General features: G+C 62.7%; 12 protein-coding genes. 9 read left to right on the top strand and 3 right to left on the bottom strand.

From position 1 onward, the window contains the following. Positions 1–15 precede the first annotated feature (15 nt). Positions 16–3,300 carry a PAS domain-containing protein gene (locus VITFI_RS11250; protein WP_089417036.1) on the top strand — a complete coding sequence of 1,095 codons (3,285 nt, stop codon included), beginning with the start codon at positions 16–18 and terminating at the stop codon, positions 3,298–3,300. On the opposite strand, the gene hrpA is transcribed toward VITFI_RS11250, so the two are convergent. Together hrpA and VITFI_RS11260 are read right to left on the bottom strand one after the other, a co-directional pair. After that, positions 3,260–7,279, bottom strand: a complete 4,020-nt coding sequence (gene hrpA / locus VITFI_RS11255) for an ATP-dependent RNA helicase HrpA (protein WP_089417037.1) — start codon at positions 7,277–7,279, stop codon at positions 3,260–3,262. The two genes, VITFI_RS11250 and hrpA, sit on opposite strands and share 41 nt — an antisense overlap. Positions 7,280–7,318: 39 nt before the next feature. Continuing rightward, positions 7,319–8,521: a TIGR03790 family protein gene (locus VITFI_RS11260; RefSeq protein WP_198301435.1), complete on the bottom strand. Its 1,203-nt coding sequence runs from the start codon at positions 8,519–8,521 to the stop codon at positions 7,319–7,321. Positions 8,522–8,588: 67 nt separating this feature from the next. On the opposite strand from VITFI_RS11260, the gene argA reads away from it, so the two are divergent. From argA to VITFI_RS11295, 7 genes are all read left to right on the top strand, one after another. Further along, on the top strand, positions 8,589–9,929 hold the full coding sequence (argA, locus tag VITFI_RS11265) for an amino-acid N-acetyltransferase (RefSeq protein ID WP_089417038.1): 1,341 nt from the start codon (positions 8,589–8,591) through the stop codon (positions 9,927–9,929). Between the two features lie 46 nt (positions 9,930–9,975). After that, on the top strand, positions 9,976–10,248 hold the full coding sequence (locus VITFI_RS11270) for an oxidative damage protection protein (RefSeq protein WP_089417039.1): 273 nt from the start codon (positions 9,976–9,978) through the stop codon (positions 10,246–10,248). Positions 10,249–10,318: 70 nt separating this feature from the next. Further along, positions 10,319–11,362 carry an extracellular solute-binding protein gene (locus tag VITFI_RS11275; protein ID WP_089417040.1) on the top strand — a complete coding sequence of 348 codons (1,044 nt, stop codon included), beginning with the start codon at positions 10,319–10,321 and terminating at the stop codon, positions 11,360–11,362. Positions 11,363–11,449: 87 nt separating this feature from the next. Next, positions 11,450–11,803, top strand: a complete 354-nt coding sequence (locus tag VITFI_RS11280; protein ID WP_089417041.1) for an H-NS histone family protein — start codon at positions 11,450–11,452, stop codon at positions 11,801–11,803. 83 nt (positions 11,804–11,886) lie between these two features. Next, on the top strand, positions 11,887–13,773 hold the full coding sequence (gene dnaG, locus VITFI_RS11285) for a DNA primase (protein ID WP_089417042.1): 1,887 nt from the start codon (positions 11,887–11,889) through the stop codon (positions 13,771–13,773). A 695-nt stretch (positions 13,774–14,468) separates the two neighbouring features. Continuing rightward, positions 14,469–16,343: an RNA polymerase sigma factor RpoD gene (gene rpoD, locus VITFI_RS11290; protein WP_198301750.1), complete on the top strand. Its 1,875-nt coding sequence runs from the start codon at positions 14,469–14,471 to the stop codon at positions 16,341–16,343. Between the two features lie 159 nt (positions 16,344–16,502). Next, on the top strand, positions 16,503–18,674 hold the full coding sequence (locus VITFI_RS11295; protein WP_089417044.1) for a cellulase family glycosylhydrolase: 2,172 nt from the start codon (positions 16,503–16,505) through the stop codon (positions 18,672–18,674). A gap of 6 nt (positions 18,675–18,680) precedes the next feature. On the opposite strand, the gene VITFI_RS11300 is transcribed toward VITFI_RS11295, so the two are convergent. Then, positions 18,681–18,866, bottom strand: coding sequence for a hypothetical protein (locus VITFI_RS11300; RefSeq protein WP_089417045.1), 186 nt, complete (start codon positions 18,864–18,866; stop codon positions 18,681–18,683). Between the two features lie 53 nt (positions 18,867–18,919). Here VITFI_RS11300 and hemH point away from each other — a divergent pair, with 53 nt between their 5' ends. Beyond that, complete coding sequence (gene hemH / locus VITFI_RS11305; protein ID WP_089417046.1) at positions 18,920–20,008, top strand: ferrochelatase; 1,089 nt, start codon at positions 18,920–18,922, stop codon at positions 20,006–20,008. The last annotated feature ends 26 nt before the right edge of the window (positions 20,009–20,034 follow it).

Genomic DNA, 20,034 nt, shown 5'->3' on the forward strand with positions numbered 1-20,034 from the left:
TTCTGCCGCTTTTGCATGGCCCGCACTTCTTCTTCGCCGTCTTTTTCCAGTCTCATCACCCAGCAATTTGCCGTTTTGCTGAGCTTGGCGCTCGGCAGCCTCATTGCCGTGTGGTACTTCGGCCTGCCCGGCCTGGATTGGACAGGCGCCAGTCAGCGGGATCTCAACGCCAGCACGGCCTTGCTTGAGCAGCAAGCCGATCTGCATGCAGCCGCCCTGAAGCGCGTGTTGCGCGCCAAGCGTGGCGACGTCCAGATCGCCGCACAGGATGCAGCCTTGCGCCAAGCCCTGGAACAAACCCCCACTCGCGTTCCCCAGACATTGGAGCGGCTGTTTGGGCAACTCAGCCGCGCTTATCCCGACCAATTCCAGCGCCTGCTGCTGGTGGATCCAAGCACTGGCCGCATCCACGACAGCAACCCTGCCGAAACGGGCACCGCACCGGCGCTCTCGCCTCAGTGGTTGGAGCGCATCACGCAGAACGGCCTGCCGGAGTGGCTCGAACTGTTGCCCAGCCCAGCCGCCCAGCCTTGGCTGGCCATCGCCCGCCCGATCCACAACGACCAAGGCGTGACGCTGGCGGTGATGGTGGCCGTGCTGGAGTTGGGCACTTTGCTGGAGGAGGGTTCCATCGCCCCTTGGCAACCTGCGGTGGGAACTGCACACACGGTGTTGACCGTGGGAGGGGGTTCGGCGCTGGTGGGAGCGGTGTCCGATGTGCGCGGAACGCCGGAGCCGGTGCTGCGTGCCTTGCTGCAAGTCAGCAACGGTTTTGACGGCACACTCACGCGCTTGCCAACGCCAGCCAACGAGGTGATCGCGGTGTACCGGCACATTCCCGTGTCGGCAGACCAGGGGTTGCGGCTGGTGGTTTACCAGCACATCCACGAGATGCTCGGCGGGATTCGGCACGACACCGACCGCTTGCTCATGGCTTCCGCCGGTGTGTTGGCCCTGCTGACCTACTTGCTATCGTCCTTGAGCGCCCGGCGGGTGACGCAGCCGTTGGCCGTCCTGACGCAAGCGGCACGCCAGTTGGGTGCCGGCCAGCACGGTTGCGCCATCGACATGCCCCCACAAAGCTGCGATGAATTTTTGACCCTCGCACGTGCTTTCGATGACATGGCTGCCCAGGTGGCCGAAACCCACAACGAACTGGAGCAGCGCGTCCAACAGCGCACACGCGAGCTGGCGCGTGAGCACGACTTGTTCAAAACCCTGATCCAAACCGTACCCGACTTGGTCTGGCTCAAAGATGGCGATGGGGGTTACCTGATGTGCAACCCCGCATTCGAACGTTTCTTCGGCGCCCCCGAGCAGCTCATCGTTGGCAAAACCGACTTCGACTTCGTCGATCCAGAGCTGGCTCAGTTTTTCCGTGACCGTGATTTGCTGGCCATCGAACGTCATGCGCCCACACGCAACGAGGAATGGGTGAACTATGCCGACGGCTCGCGTGTACTGCTCGAAACGACAAAAACCCCCATGCACGACCGCGAAGGTCGGCTCATCGGTGTGTTGGGCGTTGGACACGACATCACTTGGCGGCACGATCTGACGCAAGAACTCAAGCGCCGTGACCGCTACCAGCGCGCTTTGCTGGACAACTTCCCGTTTTACGTCTGGCTCAAGGACACCGAACATCGCTTGCTGGCGGTCAATCATCCCCTGGCGGAACTGTGCGGCGCCACCTCACCGGAAGCCCTCATCGGACGCTCGGACACGGACGTCTGGCCTGCCGATTGTGCCGAGCACTACCGCAACAGCGATGAAGCGGTGCTGCGCACCGGCCAAGCCCGCACCGTCGAGGAGCCCCATCCTTTCGATGCGACGCGCTGGTTGGAGATCTACCGCTCACCGGTGACGCTGGATGGCGCGGTGATCGGCACCGTGGGGTTTGCCCGTGATGTCACAGAGCGACGCCAGATTGAAGCGTCTTTGCGCCAAGCACAGGCCGAATCGGCGGCGCTATTGGCCCAGTCCGACCGCATGCGCCAAACCTCGCTGAGTGTGTTGGAGGATCAGCAGCGCATGGGCCAGGAGTTGCAACGGCACCGCCATCATTTGGAGGACTTGGTCAAGACCCGCACCGCCGAGTTGGAGGAAGCGAAACAAGCCGCTGAGGCGGCCAACGCAGCCAAGAGCGCCTTCTTGGCCAACATGACGCACGAAATCCGCACCCCGATGAATGCCATCATCGGTCTGACCCACTTGTTGCAGCACACCTCGCTGGCCCCGCAACAACTCGACCGGCTCAGCAAAATCCACGATGCGGCTTATCACCTGCTGGCGATCCTGAACGATGTGCTGGATCTGTCCAAAATCGAATCGGGGCGCATCCAACTGGAGCACACCGATTTTTCCTTGGCGGAGCTGCTGGAACAGACCCGCGCACTGGTGGCCGTCGCCGCGCAAGACAAGGGTCTGGCGCTGGACGTGGACATCCAAAATCTGCCGGACAACCTGCGTGGCGACCCCACTCGTCTGCGCCAAGCGTTGCTCAACTTCGCCAGCAACGCGATCAAGTTCACCGAACAGGGCCGCGTGGTGCTGCGGGCGCGGCGACGGGAAGGGGCAGAAGATGCGGCCCACTGCCATGTGCGCTTCGAGGTGGAAGACACGGGCATCGGCATCGCCAGCGATCAAATTGACCGGCTGTTTCAAGCCTTTGAGCAAGCCGATGCTTCCACTACTCGCAAATACGGTGGCACGGGGTTGGGCTTGGCCATCACCCGTCGCTTGGCGCATTTGATGGGGGGTGAAGCCGGCGCACACAGTGTCGTGGGGCAAGGCAGTGTGTTTTGGTTCGATGTGGTGTTGGCCCCAGCCCAAGCTGCGCTGACGCCTGCCCTGGCTCGGCCAGCCGCGCTGGATGCGGCAGCCGAGCTGGCTTTGCACCACGGCCAAGCGCGCTTGCTGCTGGCCGAAGACAACCCGATCAACCGCGAAGTGGCCCTGGCTTTGCTTGAGGGGCTGGGGTTGAACGTTGAAGTGGCAGAAGACGGTCAACAAGCGCTGGACAAGGCCCGCTCCACCGCTTACGACCTCATTCTGATGGACATGCAGATGCCCATCCTGGACGGATTGGCGGCGACCCGGGCGATCCGGGCGTTGCCGGAGGGCCGCCGCATGCCCATCTTGGCCATGACGGCCAACGCTTTTGCCGAAGACCGCACCGCTTGCTTGGATGCGGGCATGGATGACTTCGTGAGCAAACCGGTCGATCCGGAAGTGCTCTACGCCACGCTGCTCAAGTGGCTCAACCCGCGACCTGAGACCACACTTTCTCCAGCCGTTTGACCGACACCGGCTGCGGTGTCCTCAACTCTTGCGCAAAGAGGCTGACGCGCAGCTCCTCCAATTGCCAGCGGAAGTCGTCCATGCGTGCATCGGCTTGGCCCTTGAGTTCGGCCAAACGACGCTGGTGGCGTTGCTCCAGCGGGCGCAGCTCGGCCAGGCGTTGGGTGTCGCGGGCGGGGTCGGTGCGCAGTTTGTCGAGCCGCATCACCACGCCTTTGAGATAGCGGGCGTAGTGCTGCAACTGCGCCCACGGCGCGGCCAGCAAAAAGCGCTTGGGCATGAGGCGCTGGAGCTGGGCGGTGATGTCGTCGGCCACGTCCTTGGGCGGCTTGGCGTCCTTCAACTTGCGCGCTGCGGTGGCGTACTCGGTGAGCACCGTGCCCGCCAGCCGCGCCACCTCTTGCGCGATCAGGTTCAGGCGGCCCCGGCCTTCTTCGATGCGCTTGGCAAAGGCCGCTGCGTCTTGCGGCAGCGGCTCTTGCAAGAACGCTTTGTCCAGCGCCAGCTCGATGATCTGCGCCTTCAGCTCCTCAGCAGAACCCAGCGGCATGTAGAGCACCCCCATCTTGGTCAGATCGGGGATGTTCTTTTCCAAGAACTTCAGCGGTTCTTTGATCTGCAAGGCCACCAAGCGGCGCAGGCCCAGGCGGTGTTTGGCAGCAGCCACCGCCGGTTCGTCGAACACTTCGATTTCAACGTGGGTGCCGCCATCGATCAGCGCCGGAAAGCCGATCAGCGTTTGGCCCGCTTTGCGGATTTCCATCAGCTCGGGCAGCGCGCCGAACGTCCAGGTGGTGTAGGTGGCGGGGGTTGTGGGGGTGGATGCCCCCTCTCCCCGGCCCTCCCCCGCGAGGGGGGAGGGAGAAAGACTGCGCGTGGGGCCGCCTCTTTGCGGCTGGGCATGGTTTCCAGCTTGTCCGGCTCGCCCCTGAACTTGGGCTTGGCTCCCTCCCCCCTCCGTGGGGGAGGGCTGGGGAGAGGGGGCACCCGCCTCCGCCAACTTCAACCCCGCCAACGCCTGAAACGCCGAACGCGCCAACCCGCCCAACTCCGCCTTCAAGGTCGCCAACTGGCGCCCCATGCCAAGCTGGCGCCCGTGCTCGTCCACCACGCGGAAGTTCATGAACAAGTGCTGCGGCACTTGCTCCAGCTTGAAGTCGTTGCGCTGCACCGCCAACTGGGTGCGCTCGCGCACCGCCTTCAACAGCATGTCCACCAAATTGCCTTGGCCGAAGGGCGCCAGCTCACAAAACTCGGCGGCATAGTCCGGCAACGGCACCAAGCGCGAGCGCGGGCGCTGGTGCAAACTTTTCACCAACGCCAGCACCTTGGCCTCCAACATGCCCGGCACCAGCCACTCGCAACGCTCCTCACTCACTTGGTTGAGGGCGTAGATGGGCACTGTCACCGTCACGCCGTCCTTGGCGTCGCCGGGTTGGTGCAGGTAGCTGGCGGCGCAGTCCACACCGCCCAGACGAATGGTTTTCGGGAACGCCGACGTGGTGATGCCCGCCGCCTCGTGGCGCATCAACTCCTCGCGGCTGAGGTGCAGCAGCTTGGGGTTCGCCTTGCCCGCGTGGCGATACCAGCGTTCAAACGTCGCCCCACTCACCACCTCGGTGCCGACGTGCTGGTCGTAGTAGGCGTAGATCAGCTCATCGTCCACCAGCACATCTTGGCGGCGCGACTTGTGCTCCAGCTCCTCCACCTGCGCAATCATCTTGCGGTTGTGCGCAAGGAAGGGCAGGCGCGTGTCCCACTCACCATTCACCAGCGCTTCGCGGATGAAAATTTCGCGCGCGGCAGCGGCATCCACATTGCCGAAGTTCACCCGCCGGTTGTTGTAGATGACGATGCCGTAGAGCGTCGCCCGCTCCAGCGCGATCACCTCGGCGGCTTTCTTCTCCCAATGCGGTTCCAGCAGTTGTTTTTTCAGCAGATGGCCCGCCACCTGCACGATCCACTGCGGTTCGATGCCGGCCAACCCTCGGCCAAACAGGCGTGTGGTGTCCACCAACTCAGCGGCCACCAACCAGCGGCCCGGCTTTTTGCTCAGGTGCGCGCCCGGGTGGCGCCAGAACTTGATGCCGCGTGCGCCGAGGTACCACTCCTCGTCGTCGCTCTTGCAACCCACGTTGCCCAACAAACCGGCCAGCATCGCCAAATGCACCTGCTCGTAGGTGGCGGGCGCCTCGTTCAGCCGCCAGCCATGTTCGGCCACCACGGTGTGCAGTTGCGAATGGATGTCGCGCCACTCGCGTACCCGGCGCGGGTTGACAAAGCTGTCGCGCAGCCGCTGCTCTTGCTGCCGATTGCTCAACTTATGCACCGCCGCTTTTTCTCCCTCTCCCCTCGCGGGAGAGGGCCGGGAAGAGGGGGCCGCCGCCACGTCACCATGCCCCCGCCCCTCCTCGATCCAGTGCCAGAGCTTCAAATAGCCCATGAACTCCGAACGCTCGTCGTCGAACTTCTTGTGCTTTTCATCCGCCGCTTGCTGCGCTTCCAGTGGCCGATCCCGCACATCCTGCCCCGATAGGGCCGAGGCGATGATGAGCACCTCGCTCAAGCTGTGGCGCTCCCGCGCTTCCAAAATCATGCGCCCTACACGCGGGTCCAGCGGCAGTTTGGCCAGCTCCTGGCCCATGGGCGTGAGCTGGTTTTCATCGTCCACCGCGCCGAGTTCGTTCAGCAGCGCGTAGCCGTCGGCGATCGCTTTCCTGGGCGGCGCTTCGAGAAAGGGGAAGTCTTCCACCGACCCCAGACCCAGCGACTTCATCCGCAGAATCACCCCCGCCAGCGAGCTGCGCAGGATTTCCGGGTCGGTGAAACGTGGCCGGCCAGCGTAATCTTTCTCGTCATAGAGCCGAATGCACACGCCGTTCGCCACCCGACCGCAACGCCCGGCGCGCTGGTTCGCCGCCGCTTGGCTGATGGCCTCAATCTGAAGCTGCTCGACCTTGTTGCGGTAGCTGTAGCGCTTGACCCGCGCCAAGCCGGTGTCGATCACGTAGCGGATGCCCGGCACCGTGAGCGAGGTTTCCGCCACGTTGGTGGCCAGCACCACGCGCCGACCGTTGCCCGGCTCGAACACGCGGTCTTGCTCTTGCTGGCTCAGGCGGGCGAACAGCGGCAGGATGTCCGGCTGCGGCCCGCTGCGGTGTTGCTGCGCCAGGTGCTTGCGCAGGTGATCGGCAGCTTCGCGGATTTCACGCTCGCCGGGCAGAAACACCAGGATGTCCCCAGGGCCGCTGCGCCAGAGTTCATCCACCGCATCGGCGATGGCCTCGTTTTGATCGACCTCGCTGCCAGCGCCAGCTTTCTTCAGATCCTCAAACGGGCGCCAACGTTGTTCCACCGGGAAGGTGCGCCCGCTCACCATCAACACCGGCGCATCGCCCTTCGGGCTGGCGAAATGTTTGGCAAAACGCTCCGCGTCAATCGTCGCCGAGGTGACGATGAGTTTCAGATCGGGCCGACGCGGCAGGATCTGCCGCAGGTAACCCAGCAAGAAATCGATGTTCAGGCTGCGCTCGTGGGCCTCGTCGATGATGAGGGTGTCATAAGCCTTGAGCAGCGGGTCGGTTTGCGTTTCGGCCAGCAAAATGCCGTCGGTCATCAGCTTGACGCTGGCCCCCGGTTGCAGCCGATCTTGGAAGCGCACTTTGTAGCCCACTACCTCACCCAGCGGCGAATTCAGCTCGTCGGCAATGCGCTTGGCCACCGAGCTGGCGGCAATACGACGCGGCTGCGTGTGGCCGATCAGCCCCTTGCCACCGGCGCCCCGACCCCGGCCCAATGCCAGGGCGATTTTGGGGAGCTGGGTCGTTTTGCCCGAGCCGGTTTCACCGCAAACAATGATGACTTGATGCTCACGCAGCGCCTGGGCGATGTCCTCCCGGCGGCTGGACACCGGCAAATTCTCGGGAAACGTGATGGGCGGCACCGGGTTGGCGGGCCGCTGAAAAGGCTTGACGGACACAGGCGCAAACGCTCAAGGCGCGAAACAAACAGCCGCAAATTATCGGGCTTGCGCCGGCACAGGCCGTTGGACGGGCGCATAAGGGGCCGCCAGCGGTTCCCCCACAAACACGCCTTGAACGGGCCACTGCACACTCTTCCAATACGCTTCCAGCACCGAGCCGCCCTCCATCAACCTCAGCAGCAGCAACTGCGGATGTGGAAACTTTTGCGTGTAGTTGCACGGCTCGGTGACCGTGCCATAACTGGCCGTGGCCCCGGCATCGATCCAAGCGGTGGCGGGCATGTGGCCACCGCTGCCGTCCAGCATGCCCCCGGCTGAGGTGAGATGGTCGGCCACAGCCCCCGGCACGAACTTCAACTGTGCCAACAGAGGCTCATTCACCCCGCCTGTCTGGTAGAGGATGAGTGGCTGCGTGGGCACCGGGGTCGAGGGTTTGTCGTTGCGGATCTCCACCCCCAGTGCCTCTGACCGGTTGGGCTGCGGGAACAACGGCGCACGCACATCGCGCCGAACATCGCCACTGCGTTTGAACACCGCCGCCACCATGGGCGTCCGAACATGGAACCGTGAACCATCGGCGCTCACCCCGGTGTCGATCAGCGCCCGGGCGTGCGCCACGTCGCCGGCGGCCAGCAGCATGGAAGGCCGGATCCCCAGCACGGAAAACGGCATGGCCGTGGTGGCGTTGAAATAAGGCGAATCCGCGCCCTTGCCACAACCGCAATGCCCCGGCTGGAAACCCAACGTCACCGCGCTGGTGATGCTGTTGCACTCCACGCGCCAGGGCTGCGCCCATGCCAACGCCAACGCTTGAATCCCTGGCCCGAAAAACGCGTCGATCTGTTGGCGCAAGGTTTGCAAATCGTCGGGCGATAACGCTGGCTCCACTGGCAACCGCACCCGCAGCACCTGATGAGGCCGCAACCCCCGCTGCTGCACGTAATACGCCCCCACGTTGACCGAATAAGGATCCGCCTCGTTGATCACCACCCCGACTTGCTGGCGTGTCAAACGCCCGGAAGACGGCAAGGCAATCGGCGGCCTCGGCATCGGCAGTGGCACCGACGCCGGCACAGCCGGCGCAGACGCCATCTGCGCCGTCAAATCCGACACGATACCGGCCGCCACCGCATCGGCTTCACCCGCCTGGGCCCGCAAACCATGCGCGTAAAACAGCCCCAGCAGCCCACCGAACACCACCACAGCCGCCACCCACCATCCGTGTTTGGCATTGAACATTGCGCACCTCCTAAGCCTGAACCCACAGGCCGCGAGCCACAGCCCCCTGTAGCACAATCACAGCCCCATGAACCTCGTGTTTCCCCATATCTTCGTCCCCTGGTTTCGGGCTGTGGCTCCCTACATCCATGCCTACCGGGGAAAAACCTTCGTCGTCGGCATCGCTGGGGAGCTGATCGCCGCAGGCAAACTGCATTTTTTTGCGCAGGACATGGCCATCCTGCACGCCATGGGCATTCGCTTGGTGTTGGTGCATGGATTTCGCCCCCAAGTGGCCGAGCAATTGAAAGCCAAAGGGCTTGAATCGCGCTTTTTTCAAGGCCGACGCATCACGGACAGCGTCGCGCTGGATTGCGCCGAAGAAGCCGCCGGCCAGTTGCGCTTTGAAATCGAAGCCGCCTTTTCCCAGGGCCTGCCCAATACCCCCATGGCCAACTCGACGGTGCGCGTGCTGTCGGGCAATTTCCTGACCGCCCGACCGGTCGGGATTGTCGATGGTGTGGATTTCCAGCATTCCGGCGTGGTTCGCAAGGTCGATGCCGCAGCGATCCGTCGCGCCAACGATTCGGGCGCGATGGTGTTGCTCTCGCCTTTTGGTTTTTCGCCCACGGGAGAAGCGTTCAATTTGTCCATGGAGGAAGTGGCCACTGCCACCGCCATCGCGTTGCAGGCGGACAAGCTGCTGTTTCTCACTGAAATCCCCGGCATCCGCGAAAACCTGCAAGACCCCGACAGCCCCATTGACACCGAACTGGCCCTGGCAGACGCCGAAAAACTGCTCGGCGCCCTGCCCGCTCCCAGCCAACCGACCGACACGGCGTTTTATTTGCGCTACTGTGTCCAAGCGTGCCGTGGCGGCGTCGAGCGCTCGCACATCTTGCCTTTTGCCACCGATGGCGCTTTGCTGATGGAGGTTTTTACCCACGATGGCATCGGCACCATGGTGGTAGATGAAAAGCTCGAAAGCCTGCGCGAAGCAGATTCGGACGACGTCGGCGGCATCCTGCAATTGATCGAACCGTTCGAGCGCGACGGCACCATGGTCAAACGCGATCGCACCGAAATCGAACGGGACATTGCCACCTACACCGTCATCGAACACGATGGGGTGATTTTCGGTTGTGCCTCGCTCCAGCCTTACCCGGAAGCCTTCACAGCGGAAATGGCGGCGCTGACGGTATCCCCCCAAGTGCAAGGGCAAGGCGATGGCGACAAAATCCTCAAACGCATCGAGCAACGGGCGCGTGGCATGGGGCTGAACAGCCTGTTCGTGCTCACCACCCGCACCATGCACTGGTTCATCAAACGCGGATTCACCCCCGTCGATCCGGATTGGTTGCCCGAAGCGCGAAAACGCAAATACAACTGGGATCGGCGCTCCCAAGTGCTGGTCAAAAAGCTGGGCTGAAGTTGGCCCTTTTGCATCACCGTTCCCCTGCCTTCTGGAGATTCCCATGGCTCGCACCGTTTTTTGCTCCTATCTGAAAAAAGAGGCCCCGGGTCTGGCCTTTGCCCCCTATCCAGGCGAACTGGGCAAGCGCATTTACGACACCATCAGCCAAGAAGCCTTCGACCAATGGAAGCGCCACCAAACCATGCTGGTGAACGAAAACCGCCTCAACTTGGCCGACGCACGCGCACGCCAGTACCTGGCGCGGCAGATGGAGCAATTCCTGTTCGGTGGCCAGGCCGACCAGCCCACCGGCTTCGTTCCCCCCACGGCCTGATACGCAATTAAGAACAATTCGCGTTAGCGGGTAAACTCCTGGCGTTCCTTCATGATGTCAGGAGTTCTGCATGAAAACGTTGCGTTCGCTGGCCCCACTGGCGGTGGCGGTGCTGGGGTTGATTGGCGTGTCGGCCCAAGCCTCGGAGACGGTGCTCAACCTGTACTCCGCTCGGCACTATCAGACCGATGAAGCGCTCTACGCCAACTTCACCAAAGAGACAGGCATCCGCATCAACCGGGTGGACGCGGACGATGCAGGCATCGTCACACGCCTGAAAAACGAGGGCAGCGCCAGCCCTGCGGATGTGATCTTGCTGGTCGATGCCGCCCGCCTGTGGCGTGCCGAAACGGATGGGCTGTTCCGCCCCGTCAAGAGTGCTGTGTTGGAAAGCCGCATCCCGGCGCATCTGCGCAGCAAGGACGATGGCGCAGGCTCCCACTGGTTCGGATTTTCGACCCGGGCGCGAGTGATTGTTTACAACAAACTCCAAGTCAAACGCACAGACGTTGACACCTATGAAAAACTGGCCCAGCCCGTGAACAAAGGTCAACTGTGTACACGTTCGGGTTCGCACCCTTACAACTTGTCGCTTTTTGGTGCGATGCTGGAGCATTTGGGCGCTGAAAATACCCAAAATTGGCTCAACGGTTTGGCCTCCAACATGGCCCGCCCCCCCAAAGGTGGGGACACTGACCAGATCAAAGCCGTGGCCAGCGGCGAATGTGGCGCTGCCCTCAGCAACTCGTATTACGTTGCACGCATGATGCGCTCAGGCAAACCCGAAGATCGGGCGGTGATGGAAAAGGTGGCCGTGGTCATGCCGAACCAATCCAGCACAGGCGCCCATATGAACGTGGCAGGCGGGGCTGTTGCCAAGCATGCGCCGCATCCAGCCGCTGCGATTCGTTTCCTAGAATACCTTGCGGGGGATCAAGCCCAGGCCTACTTCGCGGGTGGAAACAATGAATGGCCAGCCGTCAAAAGCGTGAAGGTGCCGAATCCAGCGCTGGAGTCATTCGGGGACTTTAAAGCCGAAACCGTGCCCATCTCATCGATTGGCATGAATCAGGTCAAAGTGCAGCAGATGCTCGATCGTGTGGGTTACAAGTAAGGATAATCCCCGGGGGGCTTGACGCCGATTTGGTCAAATGAGGTATGATCCGCCCCACGTTGAATCTGACGACTTTTGGAGATAACCATGACGATCTCGATCGAAGACCTGATCAAGCAAAAAGAAGCCCTCGAAAAGCAAATCCAAGAAGCCCAGCGTGCGGCCCGTGGTGAAGCTCTGGCCAAAATCAAGGAACTGATGAGCGTCCACGGCCTGACCGTGGCGGACTTGGCCGGTAAGGCTGGTTTTTCCGCTGTCAGCAAGACGGACGTCGTGGCTACCCCCAAGAAAGTGGCTGCCAAGTATCGTAACCCCGAGACGGGTGACACCTGGACGGGCCGTGGCCTGAAGCCGAAGTGGCTGCAACAAGCCCTGGCTGAAGGCAAGTCGCTGGACGATTTCCTGCTGCCGGTCGAATCGGCTGAAGTCGCTGCCGAATAATTCGCTGTCGGCCATTCTAGAAACAGGGCGGAAACATCCGCCCTGTTTCTTTTTGGGGTGCATGCTTTTTTCAGGTTGATGTCGTGATTCCGCCCAGTTTCGTTCAAGAACTGCTGTCTCGAACCGATGTGGTGACGGTGGTTGGCCGACATGTCGAGCTGAAAAAAGCGGGTATCAACTACAAAGGTCTGTGCCCATTTCACGGTGAAAAATCCCCCAGTTTCATCGTCAGCCCCACGCGCCAGACCTACCACTGTTTCGGCTGCGGCGCCCACGGGGATGCGGTGCGATTCCTCACGGAACACCTGGGGCTGAATTTCGTCGAAGCGGTCAAGGAACTGGCCCAGGAAACGGGGCTCAGCGTCCCGGAGGACGACCGCAGCGTCGAGACCCGCCAAGCGCTGGCCCAACAGCGCGAGCAACAAAGCTCACTCACTCAAGTTTTGGCCAAGGCGGCGGAGCACTATCGGCGCCAGTTGCGCCAGTCTGACCGGGCCATCGCTTATTTGAAGGGGCGCGGGCTCACCGGCGACGTGGCCAAGCGTTTCGGCCTGGGTTACGCCCCAGCGGGTTGGCACGGTTTGGCCAGCGCGTTCGGGCAGTATGACGATCCGCAACTGGTCGAAGCCGGCCTGGTGATCGTGCCCGATGACGCGGGAGACACAGGCCGCCGTTATGACCGCTTCCGGGATCGCGTCATGTTCCCGATCCGCAACGTCAAGGGCGACACCATCGGGTTTGGTGGCCGCGTGCTGGATCAGGGTGATCCCAAGTATTTGAATTCGCCGGAAACGCCGGTGTTCGTCAAAGGCCGGGAGCTTTACGGCCTGTTTGAGGCGCGCACGGCGCTGCGTAACCGGGGTTATGCCTTGGTGACCGAAGGTTACATGGATGTGGTTGCGCTGGCGCAGCTCGGTTTTGAGAACGCCGTGGCGACGCTGGGCACGGCTTGCACAGCCGAACACGTCAGCAAGTTGCTGCGGTTTACCGACCAAGTGGTGTTCAGTTTTGATGGCGATGCCGCCGGGCGCCGGGCGGCGGGCCGGGCGCTGGAAGCGGCGCTGCCGCAGGCTTCGGACACGCGCAGTTTTCGCTTTTTGTTCTTGCCGCCAGAGCACGATCCGGACAGTTACATCCGCAGCCACGGCACGCAAGCGTTTGAGGATTGCGTGCGCGATGCAGTGCCGCTGTCGCGCCAGTTGATCGAGCACGTCAGCCAGGGGTGTGATTTGGGCAGTGCTGAAGGGCGGGCACGCATGTTGGCGCAGGCGCGTCCGCTGTGGCACGCGCTGCCGGAAGGGGCACTGGCGCGGCAGTTGTTGAGCGAGCTGGCGCGGTTGGGCGGTTTGCCGCTGGATGAATTGCAGCAACTTTGGCGCCAACCGCTGCCCGGCGCCCGCACGGCCAACCGCCTGCGCGAAGACACCGCCGAGGCCGACGATCCCACAGCGCCCGATGCTGCGCCGCTCACAGGTTTGCAGAAGTTGCAACGCTGGCGCCAAGGTTCCCGCCGCACGGGCGCGGGGGCGGCGCGTTTGTTGTCCGGAGAGTTGGCGCCGCGCAAGCCGGAAGATCGCGTGGTGCAGATGTTGTTTGGCGAGCCCACTTGGTGGGATCGCCTCACCCCTTACGAACAGGAGCTGTTGCACGCCCTGCCAGCGCCGCACGGTCTGATGGTGGCTTGGCTAGAGCGTGATTTGGCCGAGTACGGCCCGCGCCCGTGGGCTGTGGTGCATCTGGCGCTGCAAGACGATGACACGTTGGATGACACCCAGCGCCAAGTCGCCGACGGGGATGCTTGGCCAGGCGCTGAATTCAACGACCTGCGCCACAGCCTCGATTGGATTGTCAAACGGGAACAACAAGCGCGTCTCAGTGCATTGGCGCAGCAAGCCAGCACCGATCCAGCCGCTTTCGCGGCCTATCGCGCACTCAAACAACAGATTGACAACGAGCGCCAAGATGTATAGGCAACTCATCTGGGTATAATCCTCCCCCTCACGGCAAGAGTGACAGCAGCACCTCCGGCCCCGGCCACCCGCGACACGGGCACCTCCCATTTGGCCACCTCCCCCGCAAGGGCTGCACGACGCGACGGTCACGCCAACTTGCCTCGCCATTTTTGCCCTGGAATCGCCAGTGGCCGGTGCGCACGTGCGCGCCGACGAGTCTTCCTCTCCCAAGGATCCGCATGACCGCCAAGAAATCCGCCGACTCCGCAGCGGCCACCCCCACCGCCGACGCCACCGATGTCAAGAAACCACGCAAAGTGGTGCGCGTCGTCAAGGCCGGCACGTTGACCGCTACGACCAGCGCCACCCCGGCTCCGATCGTCGCTGCACCCGTGGTCGCCGCCCCCGCCAAGGCCGAGGCCCCGGCAGAAGACGCCAAGCCCAAGCGCGGTCGCAAGCCCAAAGCCGAAAAAACCGACAAGGCCGACGCCGCCGCCGCTCCCGCCACCAAAGGCGCCGCCAAGGGCAAAGCCGCCGCCGCCACCGCAAAGAAACCCGCCGAAGATCTGGAAGACGATCTGGCCGACATCGAATCCGAGCTGGAAGGGGAAGTCGAACCCGAGGTCGAAGCCGCCGCCGACGACAGCAGCGAAGACAAGCCCAAGGCCAAGCCGCTGCGCATGAAGGTCAGCCGCGCCAAAGAGCGCGCCCTGATGCGCGAGTTTGGCTTGGATGAGACCACGCTCACCGAAGAAGAAGTCGCCAAGCGCCGCCAAGAGCTGAAAACGCTCATCAAAATGGGCAAAACGCGTGGCTACCTCACCCACCAGGAAATCAACGACCACTTGCCGGAAAAGCTGGTCAACGAAGAAATCCTGGAAGCCATCATCTCGATGCTCAATGACATGGGCATCGCGGTCTACGAACAAGCACCGGACGCCGCCACGCTGCTGATCTCCGGCAGCAACACCGCCACCGCCACCGACGAAGAAGCCGAAGAAGCCGCCGAAGCCGCGCTCTCCACGGTGGATTCGGAATTTGGCCGCACCACCGATCCGGTGCGCATGTACATGCGCGAAATGGGCTCGGTCGAGCTGCTGACCCGCGAAGGCGAAATCGAAATCGCCAAGCGCATCGAAGGCGGCTTGCAGGCCATGATGCTGGCCATCTCCGCCTCGCCGACGACCATCGCTGAAATTTTGTCGATGGCCGAAAAGATCGCTTCGGGTGACGCGCAAATTTCCGATGTGGTCGATGGTTTCGTCGCTGAAGACGAAGCCGATGACTACGTGGCCGAAGAAGACTTCGACGAGTTCGACGAAGAAGACGACGACGACGGCAACGGTGGCTCCAAGGCGCTGACCAAGAAGCTCGAAGAACTGAAGAACGCCGCGCTGGTGAAGTTCGCCGAGCTACGTCAACACTTCGAAGACATGCGCACGGCGTTCGACAAACACGGCTACAAGTCCACCGCCTACATGCGGGCGCAGGCGTCGGTCAGCAGCACGCTGATGACGATTCGCTTCACCGTCAAGACCATCGAAAAGCTGTGCGACCTGCTGCGCTCGCAGGTGGACGATGTGCGCCGCTACGAACGCGAGATCCGCAAAATCGTGGTGGACAAGTGCGGCGTGGCGCAGGAGTACTTCATCAAGCACTTCCCGCCCAATGCGCTGAACCTGCAATGGGCCGTGAACGAAGCCAATGCTGGCAAGCCGTACAGCGCCATCTTGGGCCGCAACCTGCCAGCCGTCCAAGAATTGCAGCAGAAGTTGATCGACATCCAAGCCCGCGCCGTGGTGCCGCTGGATGACCTCAAAGAGATCAACAAGCGCATGAACGAGGGCGAAAAAGCCTCGCGTGATGCCAAGAAGGAGATGATCGAGGCCAACCTGCGTTTGGTGATCTCGATTGCGAAGAAGTACACCAACCGGGGTTTGCAGTTCCTCGACCTGATTCAAGAAGGCAACATCGGCCTGATGAAGGCGGTGGACAAGTTCGAATACCGCCGGGGCTACAAGTTCTCGACCTACGCAACGTGGTGGATTCGCCAAGCCATCACGCGCTCGATTGCCGATCAGGCGCGCACCATCCGCATCCCGGTTCACATGATCGAGACGATCAACAAGATGAACCGCATCTCGCGCCAGCACTTGCAAGAATTCGGCTACGAGCCGGACGCGCCAACGCTGGCCGAAAAGATGGAAATGCCGGAAGACAAGATCCGCAAGATCATGAAGATCGCCAAAGAGCCGATCTCCATGGAAACGCCGATCGGGGACGACGACGACAGCCACCTGGGCGACTTCATCGAGGACACCAACAACACCGCCCCCGTGGAAGCCGCGATGCAAGCCGGCCTGCGCGATGTGGTGAAGGACATCCTCGACAGCCTGACCCCCCGCGAAGCCAAGGTGCTGCGCATGCGCTTCGGCATTGAAATGTCCACCGACCACACGCTGGAAGAAGTGGGCAAGCAGTTCGATGTGACGCGTGAGCGCATCCGCCAGATCGAGGCCAAGGCGATCCGCAAGCTCAAGCACCCGAGCCGTTCGGACAAGCTGCGCACGTACTTGGACAACATCTAAGCCTCGCACGCGCTCTGCGTGCCCTTTGCTCTCCCCGCAGCAAGCCAGCACCCGCCCCGGGTGGCTGGCTTTTTTGTTGCCCAGGATCAAGCAGGGCTGTCTCTCTGATGGCTCTATCTGACCATCCATGAGCAGAATGCCCGGGCACAGGAGGAGACAATGTTGCACGTGCCCATGACGAAATGGCTGACCACCACACTGCTGGCCCTGGGTGGATTGACCGCGACAGCCCAAACCAGCCCCACCAATCTGCTCAGCAACCCGGATTTCGAAGCCGAACCGGCCCTGGCAGGCTGGGCGCCTTATGCGGGTGTCGGGCAACTGGTGAGATCGGCTGATGCACCCCATGCTGGGCTGTATTCGGTGCTCAGCAGCCAGCGAACCCAGACCTATGCGGGGCCATCGCAGAGCCTGCTGGGCAAGCTGCAACCGGGCGTCAACTACACGGTGACCGCCTGGGTGCGGCTGCCCAAGACCCCAGCCAATTCGAAGGTGCTGCTCAATGTCAAGCAGGTCGATGGGGCGGGCACACGCTACATCGAGATCGATTCGCTTCAGGTGCAGCACAACCGCTGGGCCAAACTTTACGGCCACTTCAAATACCAGCCCACCGGCACGGTCAGCACGCTCCAGTTCTATGTCACTGGCCCGGCGGCTGGGGTGGACTTCTTGGTGGACGATGTCACCTTCACACCGCCGCTGGCCTACAGCCCCCCGGCGAATCCGGCCCGCAGTGACTTCGTGCGGGCCAAGGGGCGTCAGTTGGTGGTCGGCGCCAGCGACGCGCCGCTGCGCCTGCGTGGTGTCAACGTCTCAGCCTACGAGGATGAGAGTGTGGCGGCCACGGAGGTCTACGACAGCAAAATCTACGATGCCATCGACTTCGAACGCATCAAGGCCATGGGTTTTAACACCGTGCGGCTGAACATGTGGTATCGGGTGTTCGAGGAGAACAGTGCCCCCTACACTTACAAACCCGAGGGCTGGGAGTGGCTCAACCAGACCATCCTCTGGGCCAAGAAGGCCGGCGTCTACCTGAACCTGACCATGCAAGCCCCTCCGGGTGGTTTCCAGGGCCCGGGTTCGAACACGGGTTTCTGGAGCAAACCGGATTACCAAGCTCGGCTCAAATCGCTGTGGGTGGAGATCGCCCGGCGCTACCGCAATGAACCCACGATTGTGGCGTTTGACATCCTGAACGAACCGAACCCGCCCCAGGATGCGACTTGGCAGACGTACGCGAAAGACGTGGTGGCGGCCATCCGGGCGGTGGATCCGAACCACTTGCTGATTGTGGAGCAGAGTTTCGCCAGCGATGTGCAGCCTTTCCTCGTCGCCGACACCAACGTGCTGTACGAGTTCCACCTCTACGATCCGTGGATTTACGCCTCCCAGCTTTCACCCAAGTATGGGCGTGGGTTCTATGGGCAGTACCCGGATCCGCTGGTGTCGATGCCGGCCTCCAGCCACACCAAGAGTTACGCGGGACATGCACGCATCCAACCCGGCACGACGAATTGGACGCTCTACCAAGGGCCGCTCGTGACCATCAGTGATGCCGGGTTGTACTCGGCTGTGCCAGTGCTGGCCTCAGCCAACAATGCGGGCCGGGTTCACTTCGACGACCTCGTGGTGGAGGAATTCGACCCGCAAGGTGCGCTCTCGCGCCGCATCACCCGCGTAGACATCGAAGACAGCGCCAAGCTGCCCGCCCTGTGGCAATACGCCCAGCCGATGCGCGATCCTTTCATTGCCATCACCAGCAACTGGGCCAGCGCCAGCTTGGGCGGCAGCGGCACCAAGCGCAACGAGGCCAGTGGGCGGACAGGCACGAGCGCACTGTCCATCGGGCCGGTTTCGGCGGGCACTTATGGGCTGGCCAATGGCATGCTGGAATTCGGGGTGCACCAGGGCTACAGCTACCGCATCAGCGGCTGGATGAAGGGTGAAGGCGTGACGGGAGACGGCGCCTACTTGGCTTTGCAACTGCGCAAGCGCGGAGCGGGCCAGTTGCCCAAGCCGCTGACGAAGGAGCGCATCCGCGAGTCGCTTTACGACTGGTCGCAAGTGGGGTTTTACGTCAGCAACAACGTGCCTTTTAATGTGGGCGAATTTGGGGTGAGCTACCCGAACGTGGCACAGAATCTGGGCGGATTGACTTGGCTGGGTGATGTGATCGACATGATCGACGAGCTGGGCGGTAGTTATCAGTATTTCAACTACCACGGCACCATCTTCGGGCTGCACACCAATCTGTACGGCTTCCCCGACGACAGCACAGGGCACACCGCTTTGACGACGTTTTTCAAAGCCCGCTTGGCCCAACCCTGAAAGCGGTTAAAACCCCCAGCGCCCTGCCACGACCCAGCCCCAGGCGTCGATGCCCACGGCGCGTGCGAGGAACATCGCCGCGCCAAAGCCCAACGCCAGGCCGATGGTCAGGCGCAGCATGAACCAGCCGAAGGAAAACAGGGCGCCCAGCAGGCCCAAGGCCAGCAGGAGGATGAGAGCGGTGGTCAGCATGGGTGGATGTTAGTCGGGATAATCCGCTGACTCCCCCTTGACCTGCACCCATCATGCCCCTCGCCCCCGAACCGCCCCACACCCACGGCCAAGCCGAGCGCGTCGGCATCGTGCTCGCCAACCTGGGCACGCCCGACGCCCCCACCGCCCCCGCCCTGCGCCGCTACTTGGCCGAGTTCCTCAGCGACCCGCGTGTGGTCGAAATCCCGCCGCTGGTGTGGAAGGCGATCTTGCACGGCATCATCTTGCGCACGCGGCCCGCCAAGTCCGCCGCCAAGTACGCCAGCGTCTGGACGCCTGAAGGCTCGCCCCTGCTGGTCTGGACAAAAAAACAAGCCAAGCTGCTGCAAGGCCATTTGGGTGAGCGTGGCGCCCAGGTGCTCGTCAAGCCGGCGATGCGCTACGGCAACCCCTCCATCCCTTCCGTGCTGGAGGCCCTGAAAGCCGAGGGCGCCACGCGCATCCTCATCCTGCCGGCGTATCCGCAATACAGCGGGGCCACCACCGCCAGCACGTTCGACGCCGTCACCGCCTGGGCGCGCCGCCAGCGCCGCATCCCCGAACTGCGCTTCGTGCATCAGTACCACGACGACCCGCAGCACATCGACGCCTTGCGCCACAGCGTCCTGGCCCACTGGCAGCGCGAAGGCCGGGGCGAGATTCTGGTGATGAGTTACCACGGCATGCCCGAACGCACCCTGCACCTGGGCGACCCCTACCACTGCCAGTGCATGAAAACCTCGCGCCTGCTGGCCGAAGCCCTGGGCTTGAAGCCGGAGCAATACCGCGTCACCTTCCAGAGCCGCTTCGGGCGGGCCAAATGGCTGGAGCCGGCCACCGAACCGACCCTCAAGGCGCTGGCGCACAAGGGCACACGCCACGTTGATGTCATCTGCCCCGGTTTTGCGGTGGATTGTTTGGAGACGCTGGAAGAAATCGCCCAAGAAGGCCGGGAGGCTTTTCTCAAAGCGGGTGGCCAGCAGTTCAGTTACATCCCCTGCCTGAACGACAGCGCCCCCGGCCTGCGCGCCCTGAGCGACCTGGCCTGGCGCCACCTCGGCGGCTGGCCGCTGACTGAGCCGTCTGCCGTGGAGAACGAACAAAGCCGTCAGCGGGCTTTGGCGCTCGGCGCCAAACGCTGAGACAGCCACCGCTCAGCAATCTTTGC

It is taken from the genome of Vitreoscilla filiformis (assembly GCF_002222655.1).
Classification (GTDB): Bacteria; Pseudomonadota; Gammaproteobacteria; order Burkholderiales; family Burkholderiaceae_C; genus Ideonella; species Ideonella filiformis.